At 74.8% G+C, this 12,802-nt stretch carries 14 protein-coding genes; 9 read left to right on the top strand and 5 right to left on the bottom strand.

The annotated features are described in order from the left end of the window. Positions 1-51: 51 nt before the first annotated feature. The gene (locus ACLWS4_RS02175; RefSeq protein WP_416873179.1) at positions 52-597 is read left to right on the top strand and encodes a hypothetical protein; all 546 of its coding nucleotides are present in this window, start codon (positions 52-54) and stop codon (positions 595-597) included. Next, entirely contained in the window at positions 594-1,082 is a 489-nt protein-coding gene (locus ACLWS4_RS02170; RefSeq protein ID WP_416873178.1) for a hypothetical protein, read from the top strand. Before ACLWS4_RS02175 ends, ACLWS4_RS02170 begins: the two co-directional genes overlap by 4 nt. A 204-nt stretch (positions 1,083-1,286) precedes the next feature. Here ACLWS4_RS02170 and ACLWS4_RS02165 read toward each other — a convergent pair whose 3' ends face one another. Together ACLWS4_RS02165 and ACLWS4_RS02160 are read right to left on the bottom strand one after the other, a co-directional pair. Next, complete coding sequence (locus tag ACLWS4_RS02165; RefSeq protein ID WP_416873177.1) at positions 1,287-2,252, bottom strand: DUF2510 domain-containing protein; 966 nt, start codon at positions 2,250-2,252, stop codon at positions 1,287-1,289. 9 nt (positions 2,253-2,261) lie between these two features. Beyond that, positions 2,262-3,629 (bottom strand): MFS transporter, encoded by a 1,368-nt coding sequence (locus tag ACLWS4_RS02160; protein ID WP_416873176.1) that lies wholly within the window; start codon positions 3,627-3,629, stop codon positions 2,262-2,264. A 26-nt stretch (positions 3,630-3,655) separates the two neighbouring features. Between ACLWS4_RS02160 and ACLWS4_RS02155 the strand changes: the two genes are divergently transcribed. The 5 genes from ACLWS4_RS02155 to ACLWS4_RS02135 all read left to right on the top strand — a co-directional run bounded on the left by ACLWS4_RS02155 (position 3,656) and on the right by ACLWS4_RS02135 (position 7,393). Continuing rightward, positions 3,656-4,195: a CGNR zinc finger domain-containing protein gene (locus tag ACLWS4_RS02155; RefSeq protein ID WP_416873175.1), complete on the top strand. Its 540-nt coding sequence runs from the start codon at positions 3,656-3,658 to the stop codon at positions 4,193-4,195. A gap of 130 nt (positions 4,196-4,325) precedes the next feature. Continuing rightward, positions 4,326-4,898 carry a hypothetical protein gene (locus ACLWS4_RS02150; protein WP_416873174.1) on the top strand — a complete coding sequence of 191 codons (573 nt, stop codon included), beginning with the start codon at positions 4,326-4,328 and terminating at the stop codon, positions 4,896-4,898. A gap of 77 nt (positions 4,899-4,975) precedes the next feature. Continuing rightward, positions 4,976-5,743 carry an HAD hydrolase family protein gene (locus tag ACLWS4_RS02145; protein WP_416873173.1) on the top strand — a complete coding sequence of 256 codons (768 nt, stop codon included), beginning with the start codon at positions 4,976-4,978 and terminating at the stop codon, positions 5,741-5,743. A 146-nt stretch (positions 5,744-5,889) separates the two neighbouring features. After that, complete coding sequence (locus tag ACLWS4_RS02140; RefSeq protein WP_375874486.1) at positions 5,890-6,339, top strand: nuclear transport factor 2 family protein; 450 nt, start codon at positions 5,890-5,892, stop codon at positions 6,337-6,339. Positions 6,340-6,373: 34 nt separating this feature from the next. Next, entirely contained in the window at positions 6,374-7,393 is a 1,020-nt protein-coding gene (locus ACLWS4_RS02135; protein WP_416873172.1) for a phosphotransferase, read from the top strand. Positions 7,394-7,905: 512 nt separating this feature from the next. Here the strand turns inward: ACLWS4_RS02135 and ACLWS4_RS02130 are convergent. Continuing rightward, positions 7,906-8,295 carry a nuclear transport factor 2 family protein gene (locus ACLWS4_RS02130; RefSeq protein ID WP_049655217.1) on the bottom strand — a complete coding sequence of 130 codons (390 nt, stop codon included), beginning with the start codon at positions 8,293-8,295 and terminating at the stop codon, positions 7,906-7,908. A gap of 65 nt (positions 8,296-8,360) precedes the next feature. After that, on the bottom strand, positions 8,361-9,509 hold the full coding sequence (locus tag ACLWS4_RS02125) for an MFS transporter (protein WP_416873295.1): 1,149 nt from the start codon (positions 9,507-9,509) through the stop codon (positions 8,361-8,363). Between the two features lie 241 nt (positions 9,510-9,750). Here ACLWS4_RS02125 and ACLWS4_RS02120 point away from each other — a divergent pair, with 241 nt between their 5' ends. Then, entirely contained in the window at positions 9,751-10,356 is a 606-nt protein-coding gene (locus ACLWS4_RS02120) for a TetR/AcrR family transcriptional regulator (RefSeq protein ID WP_416873171.1), read from the top strand. Positions 10,357-10,585: 229 nt separating this feature from the next. Beyond that, positions 10,586-10,867 (top strand): hypothetical protein, encoded by a 282-nt coding sequence (locus ACLWS4_RS02115; RefSeq protein WP_049654447.1) that lies wholly within the window; start codon positions 10,586-10,588, stop codon positions 10,865-10,867. Positions 10,868-10,987: 120 nt separating this feature from the next. On the opposite strand, the gene ACLWS4_RS02110 is transcribed toward ACLWS4_RS02115, so the two are convergent. Then, positions 10,988-12,700 (bottom strand): hypothetical protein, encoded by a 1,713-nt coding sequence (locus ACLWS4_RS02110; RefSeq protein WP_416873170.1) that lies wholly within the window; start codon positions 12,698-12,700, stop codon positions 10,988-10,990. Between the last annotated feature and the right edge of the window lie 102 nt (positions 12,701-12,802).

The raw sequence follows: 12,802 nt of genomic DNA, 5'->3' as shown, positions 1-12,802 counted from the left end.
TGAGTTCGAACCGGTCGGAGGGGGTGCGGGGGCGGGATGCGGAACAGACAGGTGGCCTACGGCGTTTCGGTCGCCCTGGTGTGGGCGGTGTCGCTGACGCTGTACGCCGCCACCGGGATCGGCTGGTGGGCGGCCGTACCGGCGGGGCCGGCCGTGCTGGTGCTGCTGGCGGTCCTGTGGCCGCGGCGGCGGGGGAGCGGGGCCGGGCGGGGAGGGGATGTCGCCTCGTGGGGGGCGCCCCGCTCCGCGGCCGGGCGGGCGCCCGGCCGGGCGGCCCCGCTGCCGGAGAGTTCGGTGGCCTGGGAGATGGGGGACCCGGCCGGCCCGCCGGTCGTCAAGGGCCCCGTCGCCGGAAGCGCCGTCCTCCCGGGGCGGATCGACTCCACCGGGCGGGACGACGACCTGGTGATCGTCGGGAGCGGTGCCGCCTCCCGCTACCGTCCCCTGCACGAGTACGCCCAGGACCCGCTGACCCCGGCGGCCGCCGAGACCGTCGCCACGGGCCTGGAGCGGCTGTTCCTCCGCCTCGGCCCGCCGCCGGGCTCCGCCCACGGCCCCGACCAGTCCGCCCCCGCACCCCGAGGTGACGACCGGTGACCACCCCCGAGGAAGGCCGCCTCCGCCGCCCGACGGCCCTGGAGATCGCCACCCAGTGGGCCCAACTCCCGCCCGAGCACCTGCGGGTGGCCCTGGAGCACCTCGAACTGGAACTCCAGCGAGAGCACACCCGGGAGACGGCCAGGGAGCGCCACCGGGCGTCCCTCGAAACGGTCCGCCTCAAGGAGGAGCACGCGACCGAGCGCGCCCGGATCGCGGCCCGGGAACGCCGCGACCAGCGCGCCCACCAGCTCTACGTCGGCGGCCTGGTGGCCGGCTTCGTGCTCGCCGCCGGGATGCTCGTCGGCTCGGTGCTCGTCGGCCTCGACGGCCGCCAGTGGCTGGCCGGCCTGCTCGCCGGGCCCAGCCTGATCGCCCTGCCGGTGGTCTTCGTCCTGCGCCGCAGCGACAGCCCCACCGCCCGCCCGCGCCCCCTCCCGCCGTCCTCGCTGCCGGACCAACTCCCGGGCGACCAACCGGCGTAGCCGGGGGCGGGTGCCCGCGTCGGGTGGTCCTGTGGCGTCCGCCGTGGCGGATGGCTGTCGTGGGTTCCGGTGCGCCGGTGCCCGAGTGGGCCCACGCTTCGGCGGCCCTGGACGAGGATGGCTGTCGGCCCTGCGCCGAACGCTGCGGCGGCCTGGCCCCACGGCGGTGGAACCGGGCGGCCGGCGGCGCCCCGGAGCGGTGTGTCAGGTGCCGCTGGTCGGGGTGTCGTCCTTCTTGACGCCCAGGAGGATCTGGTCGAGCACCGAGACGTCCGGGGCGGCCGGGTCCTCGTCCACGCCGCCGTCGAAGACCACGTAGCCGCCGCCCTTGGCGGGGAGGGCGGCCAGCAGGACGAAGCCCTGGGTGCCGTCGGTGTTGGTGATGTGCCAGCGGGTCGCGTACCCGGCCACGCCGGCCACGGTGATGGTGCCCGAGCCGTAGTCGGTCTGCGAGGCCATCCCGCTGAAGATCTGCTTGGCGACCGTCGGCATGGCGGCGTCGGCGGCGGCCTTGGGGGTGTCGCCCTGGACGGTGTTCTTCTCCACCGAGAACCGGCCGCGGATGCACGCCTTGCCGTTCGCGCAGGTGTAGCGGCCGCTGCCGAGGTAGACCGACCACTGCGGGGTGTCGGTCGCGGAGACCTCCCAGCCCTCGAACAGCGGCAGGGTGATCGAGTGCTGCTTGTTCGCGACGGTGCTCCGGAGGACCGGGGCGGGCTTGGGCGTGGACGGCTTCGGGGCGGGGGTGGGGCTGGTCGTCGGGCCGGTGCTGCTGGTGACGGGGACGGTGGGGTCGGTGGTCGGGTCCGCCGCCGGGTCGCCGCCGTGGCTGAGCGCGATCCCGGCGACGCTGCCGCCGATCGCCAGGACGCCGACCGCGATGCTGATGAGCACGCCGGGCTTGACCCGCTTGGGAGTCGGGGCCGGGGGCGGGTAGCCGGGGCCGGGCTGTCCGTAGCCCGCGCCGGGGTAGGCCTGCTGGGACGGGTGAACCGGGTAGGCCGGGTACGCCTGCTGCGCCGGGTACGCCTCCTGGCCCGGGTAGCCGTAGGCGCCCTGGGCCGGCCGGACGTCGCCGGTCCAGGCGTTGCCGTCCCACCAGCGCTCGTGGCCCGGGGCGCCGTCCGGGCCGGGGACCGGGTACCACCCGGGAGGCGTCTCGTTGTTCACGGCCGTACGCTACCCGGCGGTGTGCCGCCCGGGCCGGGGAGGGGTGCCGCGCCCGCCGGCACCCCGGCGGGCGGTGGCCGCGAGGGTCACGGCCGTGGTCGCGGCGAGGGCCGCCCAGGTGGCGGTGAAGCCGTGGGTGGTGTCGCGGAGCAGCCCGAGGGCGGGCGGGACCACGACGACGGCCACCTGGTTGACCGCCATGACCAGGCCGAGGGCGAAGCCGGTCCGGCCCGGTGGCGCCGACTCCGCCAGGTGGGCCACCCAGGGGCCGTACCAGCCGATCCCGAAGAAGCCGAGCCAGGTGAACAGGACGGCGGCCGCGGCGGGGGACCGGCCCGCCGGCGTCGTCAGGACCACCAGCCCGGCCACCACCGCGGCCAGGCAGAACAGGACGGGCCGGTACCGCCCGGCGCGGCTCCGGTCGCTCCAGGCCGCCAGCGCGATCCGGCCGACCGCCCCCGCGACCTGGACCGCCACCAGGACGGCGGCGCCGGCGCCGGGGCCGAGGGCCGTCACGTCGTGGAGGTACAGGGCGCCGAGCACGCCGATGCCGCTGTGCACCGAGACCAGGGCCAGGCCGGAGAACAGGAGCCTGGCCATGGCCGGTTCACGGAGGATCCGCAGCCGGGCGCGGACGGAGGCCGTCGGTGCCACGGGGCCCGGGGTATTGCCGCGAGCCGGGGCGGGAGCGGGGCGTACCGGCGGGGCGGTCGGCGGGCGCCGGTAGAGGGCCGTGAAGAGCCCGGCGCCCAGGAACGCGACCAGCCCGCCGACCACCAGTGCCGCCCGCCACCCGTACGCCACGGCCACCAGCGGCAGTACGGCGGCGGCGAGCGCCCCGCCCAGCGGCAGTCCGGCCTGGCGGACGCCCATGGCCAGCCCCCGCTGGGCCGGGTCGAACCAGGAGGCCACCGATTTGCTGCCGCCCGGCTGCACGGTGCTGTACCCGGCGCCGACGACCAGCAGGACGGCCAGCAGGGAGGCGTACCCCTGCGCCAGGCTGCCGAGGAGCAGGGCCGCGGCGACCACGGCGGCGCCGAGGCCGACGACCCAGCGCTCGTTGTACCGGTCCAGCAGCTCGCCGGCCACCAACAGGCCGACCAGCGGCACCAGTTGGGAGGCCGACAGGAGCAGGCCGAGTTGGCTGGTGCTGAGGGACAGCGCGTGCTGCAGGGGGACGGCCATCGCCCCGATGCCCTGGACGAAGAAGCCGGAGGCGGCCTGGGTGACGGTGGCGACGGCCAGGACCACCCAGCGGTACCGGATCGGGCGGGCGGTGTCCCCGGGAGCCGCCGGTGCGGAAGTCGTCGGATCGGAAGTCGGTGAGGTGGAAGTCGCCGGTGCGGAAGGCTTTCCGGTGTCGGTGTGCTGACGCATGCCCAGCAGCCTGCTGTCATGGTCTTATGCACCTCAACCCTTACGGCGAGAGCGCCGTGCACCTGGCCGCGGCCCTGGCCAACCGGCGCCCCGGGACCGCCGAGGAACTGGCGGACCGCTGCCGCGCGGCCGGGCTGGTGGTCGACGGGCCGGTCCGGCCGGCGGACCTGGCGCGCATCCTGGCCCTGCTGGACACCTGGGAGTCGGTGGTCGACGCGGCCGACGACCGCGAACGGGCCGAGCGGCTCAACCGGATGCTCGCCGCCGACGCCGCCCACCCCCGGCTGACCGACCACACGGGCGGCTGGCACCTCCACTACCGCGACGACCACCAGTCGTTCGGCGCCGTGCTGTCCACCCTGATCGCCGTCGGCACCGCCTTCCACCTGGTGGGCCGCGGCATGCACCGGCTCGGCCGGTGCGCCGTCGCCGAGTGCGCCACCGTCTTCGCCGACACCACCCGGACCGGCCGCAAGCGCTACTGCACCCAGCGCTGCGCCAACCGCGACGCCGTCCGCCGCCACCGCCGCGCGGCGCGGCCGGCGAACGGCCCGGCCCGCGCGTGACCGTCCCGGCCTCGGGAGCAGGAAGTCGGCCGGGCCGACTTCCCACTCCGGCCGCTCCGAGGGCCGCTCCGAGGGCCGCCCGAAGGCCGTCCCGGCGCCCGTGTCGGTGCCGAGGGCTACGGTGTCGATCATGACCGACTACGACTGGATCCACCGGGGCCCCATCGACTGGCTGGAAGGACAGGGCTACGGAGAGGACGAGACCGTCCTGGTGTACTTCCGGGGAACCACCCGGGCCGCGGTGGCCGACGGGCTGACCGCGCGGCACCGTCCGCCCTTCGCCCGGGGCGAGGAGCCGGCGCCCGGCGAGTGGGGCGTGATCGTGCACCCCATGCTCAACCCGTCCCGCAACGACTACGACGACATCGACTACCGCGGGCTCTGCCCCGAGGGCGCCGAACTGGTGGTGTTCGTGCCCAACCCCTGCATCGTCAAGGCCCACGACCCCAAGGCGTACCACTACCGGGACGGCCGGATCTCCTCGTGCGTCGACTACGAGGGCGCCGAGCGCGTCGGGGAGCGCTGGCCCAACGCGCTGGCCCCCCTCGTCACGGCGGCCGGGCTGGGCATCGGGGGCGAGTTCGCCGAGAGCCCGGACCACGAGCAGCGGCTCACCGCGCTGATCTGCGAGCACCTGGGCCTGCCGGCCCTGGACCGGGCCGCCATGACGGTGGACCGCGAGCTGATGGACGACTACCAGTAGGGGCCCGGCTCGTGGGGGCGTTCCCGGGCGGGACCGGTGGTGGATCGTGTACGGCACCGGCTGGATAGCATCGTCTTATGATCTCCTCCAGCGCCCGCACCACGGTCTTCGACATCGACGGCACGCTCTGCTTCGACGGGCGGACGATCGACAGTCGGATCCTCGCCGCCCTCGACGCCTGCGAGCGGGCGGGCCACCAGCTGGTCTTCGCCTCCGCCCGGCCGGTGCGCGACCTCCTGCCCGTCCTCGACGGGGCCTTCCCCACCGCCACGCTGATCGGCGGGAACGGCAGCCTGGTCTCCGTCGACGGACAGGTGCGGGCGCGGGCCGCGTTCGAGGCCGGTGAGCTCGGGCGGCTGCTGGCCGAGGTCGAGCGGTTCCGGGCCGGCTACCTCGCCGACGGCCCGTGGGACTACGCCTACACCGGCCCGGCCGACCACCCGATCCGCGGCCGGGTCGACCAGGGCGGCCTCGCCCGCCGGGTCGAGCTCGCCGAACTCCCCGCCGTCGTCAAGTTCCTGGTCGTCGACGCGACCGACCTGGCGGCCCTCGCCGAGGCCGGCCGCGCGCTCGGGATGACCGTCAACCACCACCTCGACGAGGCGATCATCGACTTCGCCCCGGGCACCACCAACAAGTGGGAGGCGCTGACCTCGCTGGGGATCGACGCCTACAACGCCTTCGGCAACGACATCAACGACCTCGACCTGCTGCGCAACGCGCGGCACTCCGTCCGGGTCGGCGGCCACCCGGGCCTGGACGGCGTCGCCCGCGTCACCGTCGCCGCCGAACCGGAGGCCGTCGCCGCCGAGATCTCCCGCCTGGCCGAGGCATCCGTCCGGTAGTCGCCGGACGCCGCTCGCCACGCGGGCACGGCGAGCTGCCGGGTGCTTCCCGTGGTCGCCGCCGCCGTGCCCCATCGGGACCCGACGCCCGATCAAGGCGTGGGAACATCAGGGGAGATGACCGCCGTCCGGCCCCGGGGGAGACCATGACCGCGCCCGTCGATCCGGTGCCGAGCCACCGGGCGATCGAGAACCTGATCGCGCGCTACGCCGAACTCGTGGACGACGGCGACTTCGCGGGCCTCGGCGCCCTGCTCGCCGACGCCGTCTTCGTCGGCAGCGGCGAGCCGGTGCGCGGCGGCGAGGCGATCGAGGCGATGTTCCGGGAGACGGTGATCATCCACGCCGACGGGACACCGCGGACCCAGCACGTCACCACCAACGTGGCGGTCGAGGTCGACGAGCCGGCGGGGACGGCGGTCGCCCGCTCCTACGTCACCGTGCTGCAGGCACTGCCCGGGCTTCCGCTGCAGGCCATCGCCGGGGGCCGGTACCACGACCGCTTCGCGCGCGGGGAGGACGGGCGGTGGCGGTTCGCCGAGCGGCGGGTGCGGATCACCCTGGTCGGCGACGTGAGCCGCCACCTGCGGCGGTAGGGTGCCGCCGACCGGGACGACGAGGGGCGGGGCAGTGGTGCGGGAACGGTTGGCGGGTGCGGCGCGGGCCGCGCTGGGCGGCGGGCGGCGGCTGGAAGCGGTCGAGCGGCTGGCGGGCGGCAGCAAGAAGGGCGTCTACCGCCTGCGGATGGACGACGGGACGACGGCGATCGCCTACCGCTGGGACCGGACCGAGAACTACTGGCCGGCGGCCGAGGGCGACGACGACCTCGCCGACCCGTTCTCGCCCGGCCTCGGACTCGACCTGTTCGAGGCCGCGCACACGCGGCTGGACGCGCTCGGCGTCCGGGTCCCGGCGCTCCGGTTCGTCGAGCGCGCCACGCACCGGGACGGCGGGAGTGCCCCGGGCACGGCCGCTCCCGCGGCCGACCGCACGGCCGACCTCGCGATCGTCGAGGACGTCCCCGGCGAGAGCCTGGAGAAGCTGCTCGCCCGCGACCCGCACGCCGCCGCCCCGGTCCTGGCCCGGCTCGGCGAGGCACTGGGCGCCATGCGCGGCCACCGGGCGCCCCGCTACGGGAAGGTGGCGGTGGTCGACGGGGGAGGAGCGTCGCACGGGCCGTCGTGCGAGGGCGTCGTGCTGGACCGCGCGCTGCGCGACCTCGCCGAGGCGGCCGCGCGCGACCCCCGGATCGCGGAAGCCCGGGACCGGTGCGCGGACCGGCTGCGGGCCCTGGCGGCAGCGGTGCGCCCGCGCGCCGAGTACCCGGTGGTGCACGGCGAACTCGGGCCCGACCACGTGCTGGTGGACGCGGACGGCCGCCCGGTGCTGATCGACATCGAGGGCACGATGTACTTCGACGTCGAGTGGGAGCACGTCTTCCTGCGGATCCGCCTGCCCCGGGCCGACTACCGGCCGCTGGCGGCGGACGGCCTCGACGAGGACCGGCTCGCCCTCTACGCACTGGCCCAGCGCCTCTCGCTGACGGCGGGACCGCTGCGCCTGCTCGACGGGCCCTTCCCGGCCCGCGAGGCGATGGCCGCCATCGCCGAGCACAACCTGCGCCAGGCCCTGCGCCTGCTCGGCGACTGAGGCCGGGTGGGGCGGATGAGCCCGTGGACCACCGACCCCCGGACCGCTCTCGCCGAGGCGGGCCTGGACGAGTAGGTCCGATTCGGGCAGTGGTCGTAGGCGATCAGTGGGCGGGCGACGGTGCGGCCGCTGTGCTGTTCGGGGCCGAGTCGGCGCTTGACGGACTCGATCAGGACTTCAGGGAATGCTTGCCGGGCCATGGCGTGAGGCTGCGGTAGGACGGTCGCGGGCGGGCGGGCGGGCGGGCGGGCGGGCGGGCGGGCAGGCCGGGCCGCAGAGCAGGTGCGGCTTCAAGTCCCGGAACCAGCGCGAGCGCGAGCGGCTGTAGCCGGCTCGTCCGGCCGGTGCCGAGCGCCGGGAGTGTCGTGGGAGGCGGGCCGGTGGGGCAGACCCGGGAACATGCCCTGTACGTGGGCGCGGGCGAAGCGGATCCGGCGGCGCGAGGCCGGCTGGACGGCCTCCCGGGGCGGACCTGATCGCGGGGCGGCCGCGATCAGGTCCGCCCCGGACGGTCAGCCGGTGAGCTGGGCCTGGAAGACGGCGCTGTTGAAGTACGCCCGGGCCTCGCGGATGAGGCCGGTGTCGTCCAGCTCGTAGACGTTGATGCCGGACCAGTTGACCGGTTTGCCGTCCAGGGCCACGGCCGCGCCCCGCCAGGAGACGGCGACGTGGCTGCCGACGGTGTGCGCCTCCAGCGGCGTCAGCCCGAGGAAGGGGCGGAACCCGGGCAGGACGGAGGAGATGAAGGCGTGGATCGCGGGGCGACCGGTGATCGGCGGCGCGCCGACCGGGTCGTGGAAGACGCCGTCCTCGGCGAAGGACCCCGCCCAGGCGTCGGCGTCGCCTTCCTGGGAGGCGCGGAAGAACTGGAGGACGGCGGGCGGCATGGCCGGGAACGTCATGGGAACTCCTTCGGGATGTGGTGATGCGGTGACGTGGTGGTCTGGTGGAAGCGGTTGGAAGCGGCTCAGCGACCGGCCCCGGCCCTGACCCCGGTCCGCAGGGCGGCCAGGGCGGCGGCCGCGGTGAGCGCGACGAGGCCGCACACCCCCGGCCAGCCGAGCTGGGCGTGGAGGCGGATGCCGAGCCAGGAGCCGGCGCTGCCGCCGAGGAACGAGCAGGTCATGTAGGCGGTGTTCAGCCGGCTGCGGGCCTCCGGGCGCAGTGCGAAGATCCGGGCCTGGTTGGCGACTTGGCCGCACTGCACGGCCAGGTCCAGCAGCAGGAGGCCGGCGGCCAGCGCGACGAGGCCCGTCGCGCCGCCGGTGCCGCCGGCGGCGAGTACCGCGGCCGCGGCGAGGGTGGCGCCGGTGCACCAGGCGTTGACCCGGTCCGGGCCGTGCCGGTCGACCCGGCGGCCGGCGGCCGGGGCGCAGAACATGCTCGCCGCCCCGATCAGGGCCAGCAGGCCGAGGGCCTGGGCGCCGAGCCGGTAGGGCGGGCCGGTGAGCAGCAGGGCGAGCGCGGTCCAGGTGGCGCTGAAGCCGCCGAAGAGCGCGGCCTGGCCGAGTGCGGAGCGGCGCAGGGCGGGTTCGGTGCGCAGCAGCCGGACGGTGTCGGCGAGCAGGGCCGGGTACCGGTCGCGGACGGCGGGCGGGGTGGCGGGCAGGGCCAGGCCGAGGGCGAGTGCGAGCAGCGCGGTGAGGGCGGCGGCGGCCAGGTAGGGGGCGCGCCAGCCGAGCTGTTCGCCGAGGACGCCGCCGAAGGTGCGGGCCAGCAGGATGCCGCCGATCAGGCCGCCCTGGAGGGTGCCGATCACGGCGCCGCGCCGGTCGGATGCGACCAGGCCGGCGGCCAGCGGGAGGAGCAGCTGGGGGACCACCGTGGCGAGGCCGACGACCGCGCCGGCCGCGACCAGCGGGCCGGCGGCCGGGGCGAGCCCGGCGGCCAGCAGCGCGCAGGCCGTCACGACCAGGAGCACGGTGATCAGCGGGCGGCGGGGGAGCCGGTCGCCGAGCGGGACCAGCAGGAAGATCCCTGTGGCGTAGCCGAGTTGGGTGACCGTGGCGAGGTTCGCCGCGGTGCCCGGTGCGATGCCGAGGCCGTCGGCGACGAGCGGAGTGAGGGCCTGCGGGAAGTAGACGTTGGCCACGCTGACGCCGCAGGCCAGCGCCATCACCAGGGGCAGCCGCCGGCCCGTGGCGGCGGGCCGGGGCACAGGGTCCGGTGGCGTCGTCGCGGGCGGTGTGGGCCCGGGTGGCGCGGGGGCCGCGGGTGGCTCGGGCTCGGGCAGGACAGCCGGATCGATCCGGGGCATCATGACTCCAACCGAACGAACTAGATGGTTCGAATGCTCGCCGTGAGCGTGCCAGACCGCCGCGGGATCGTCAAACGAACCGGTTCGTTACCATCGGCCCATGGCGTACGACTCGACGGCAACCAAAGAGCGGATCCTCACGGCGGCGGCCACCGAATTCGCCGCGTACGGCGTGGCCGGCGCCCGCGTGGACCGCATCGCCGCCCAGGCCCAGGCCAACAAGCGGGCGATCTACGACTACTTCGGCGACAAGAACAGGCTCTTCGCCGCCGTCCTGGAGCGCCTCATGGCCGACCTCGCCCAGGCCGTCCCGCCCGGCGACGAGGACCTGGCGGCGTACGCCGAGCGGCTCTTCGACTACCACCGCGACCACCCGGAGGCCCTGCGGCTGCTGCTCTGGGAGGCCCTCGAACTCGGCGACGAGCCCGTTCCGGGGGAAGCGGACCGGACCCGCCACTACCAGGACAAGATCCGGGCGGCGCGGCCCGCGGGCAGCGGCGACGACGGCGACAGCGGCGATGACGGCGACGACGCCCGCGCGCGGCTGTTCCTCACGCTCGGCATGGTCGGCTGGAGCCTCGCCATGCCCCAGCTCCGCCGCATGATCCTCGGCCCGGACCACACCCTCGACGGGCTGCGCGCCGAGATCGCCGACGCCGTCCGGGCGCTGCCGACCGTCGGAGGCGGGCTCCCCGAGCAGCTGTAACCCCCCGCCATGCGGTCGTCCCGTCCTTTGCGGAAGAGCGTGGAAGGACGCGGAAAGTCGGCGGGTCCGACTTTCCACTCCCGGCGGACCGCGGGTGAATGCCGCGCCGGGCATTGTCCTCGGTTCGGGGGATTTGCGGCGGGATTTCTGACATGGACAGGGCGGTGGGGGAATTCATGGCCCGGAAGGGTGCCGTAACCGATGTGCGCCCTCGGAAGGGAGAACAGTCATGCGTCGTCGGATTGCCGCGGTCGGGATGCTGGCCGCCGCCGGAGTGCTCGCACTCGCCGTGCCCGCACAGGCGGCTACGGGGGTTCTGGTGGTGAACGGTGTGACGCACCAGAATCCGGCGCGGGGGTGCTACCCGACCGTGTCGCCGGTGGTCGTCGAGAACCTCACGAACGTGACGGTCGACGTGTATTCCGCGCCGAACTGTCAGGGGACGGTGACGCGGGAGGTGGCAGCCGGGATGACCGCGGCGACGGTCGGGTTCAGCTACTTCGTCAACTGAGGTACGTCGTCAACTGAGGTACGTCGTCAACTGGGGCCGGCCCGCCGGCCGCGCGACGGAAAGGGGCCGGGGCGGTGCTCCGTACGGAACACCGCCCCGGCCCTCACGTCGTCCGGTGGGTCAGTTCGACTGGTAGAAGCCGAGCAGGTCGACCAGCAGGTCGGCGTCCGACCAGCTCTGGTTCCAGAAGTCGATGATGCCGCCCTTGCCGCCCGGGGTCTGCGCGAGGTTCGGGACGGTCGCGCCGGCCGTCCAGTTCAGCGTCGAGGAGACCGGGCGCTGCGGGACGACCGCGGTGCCGTTCCGGTAGGCGGACCAGTAGTTCGGGTCGGTGTCGACCGAGAGGAAGCCGGCCCCGGCGGTGTTGGTGACGGTGGTGTTCAGCACCCAGCCCTCGACCTGCGGGGAGGTGGTGTCGCCCTCCATCCCCAGCGCGAAGAAGCTGCGGCCCGGCATCGGGGCGCCCGTCCGGTCGGGGGTGGTCTCGCGGGTGTCGAGGACGCGCTCCGGCGACACGAGCGGGACCAGGGCGGACCGGCTGGCGGGGCTGTAGTAGCCGACCACGTCGACCACCGCGTCCGTCGGGAGCCAGCTGCCGTTGCGGACGGTGATCTTGCCGTCCTGGCCGACCGGCACGATCACCGCGTTGGCCACCGTCTGGCCGGCGGTGAAGTTCACGTTGGAGGTGGTCGGGACGGCCTGCCCGGTCGGGTAGGCGATCAGGTGGCCGTCCGCCTGCGGGTTGGTGACCGTCAGGTTGAGCGCCACGGCGGTGACGCCCGACGGCACCCCGTTGCGGCCGGCGACGGCGACGTCGAAGCCCGACGTCGCGGGGACCTTGCCCTGGGCCGTGCCGATGCCCTCACGGGTGTCGACGATGCGGGTCTGCGGCACCGACTTGTAGCCGCTGGCGGTGGTGGGCGTGAAGTAGCCGGTGACGTCGGCGAGCAGGTCGACCGGGGCCCAGTCCGAGTTGAACAGGTACACGTAGCCGTCCGGACCGACCGAGGCGACCACCAGGTTCGGAACGGTCTGGCCGGGGACGAAGTTGAGGCTCGACGTCGTGGCGTTCTGGGCCAGGTCCTGGCTGGGCGCCACCGAGATGTGGCCGGAGCCCGAGGTGTTGGTGACGGTGACGTTGAGGACCACCGCGGCGACCCCGGCCGGGATCTGGGCGGCGCCGTCGATCTTCAGGGCCACGGTGCCGCGGGCGGGGACCTTGGCCTTGGCGGCGCCGATGCCCTCCCGGGTGTCCAGTAGGCGGGTGGGGGTGTGCGGCGTGAACTCGGCGCCGGCGGTGACGACCTGGACCTGGTTCTTGGCGACCACCGTCCCGCTCGTGAGCGTGACCGTGATGTCGAACGCGCCGACGGTCTTGTACTGGTGGATGTCGACGTGCGGGTTGGCGACGCCGGCGGTGAGGGCGACGGGGTAGGAGCTCGTGGTCCCGTCGCCCCAGGAGATGGTGAGGTTGCCCGTGGTGGTCTCGCTGGACGAGAGCGTGGTCTTGAGGCTGAAGCCGTGAGCGCTGAAGGCCGAGGCCTCCAGGTCGACGCCGAGGTTCGCGGCGCTCTGTGCGGCGGGTGCGTTCTGGGCGGGCGCGTCCTGCGCGGGCGCACCCTGCGTCGGGGCCGCCGCCCGCTCGCCGGCCTTCGACGAGACGACCGTGCGGTCGGCGGAGCTGTTGAAGGTCTTGCCCGGGAGCTTCTTCGTCGCGTCGAGGCCGGCGACGCCGGAGGCGGGCGAGGAGGGTGCCGCGGCGGGAGCGGCCGCCTGGGCGATTCCGGACGAGGTGAGACCGACACCGGCCGCCACGAGGGCAGCGAGAACCACAAGTCGGCGATTGCGCACCGATTCCCCCACAGTTTCATCAAATGCCGAACGGATTCGACACAGTTCGAATGTGTGTTCAGCGTACAGGTCGTGCGCAGGTCA

Origin of the sequence: Kitasatospora sp. SC0581 (genome assembly GCF_048159585.1) — a bacterium.
Taxonomy (GTDB): domain Bacteria; phylum Actinomycetota; class Actinomycetes; order Streptomycetales; family Streptomycetaceae; genus Kitasatospora.
Note: the sequence above shows the minus strand (reverse complement) of the source record. Positions and strands in the feature narration are given on the sequence as shown.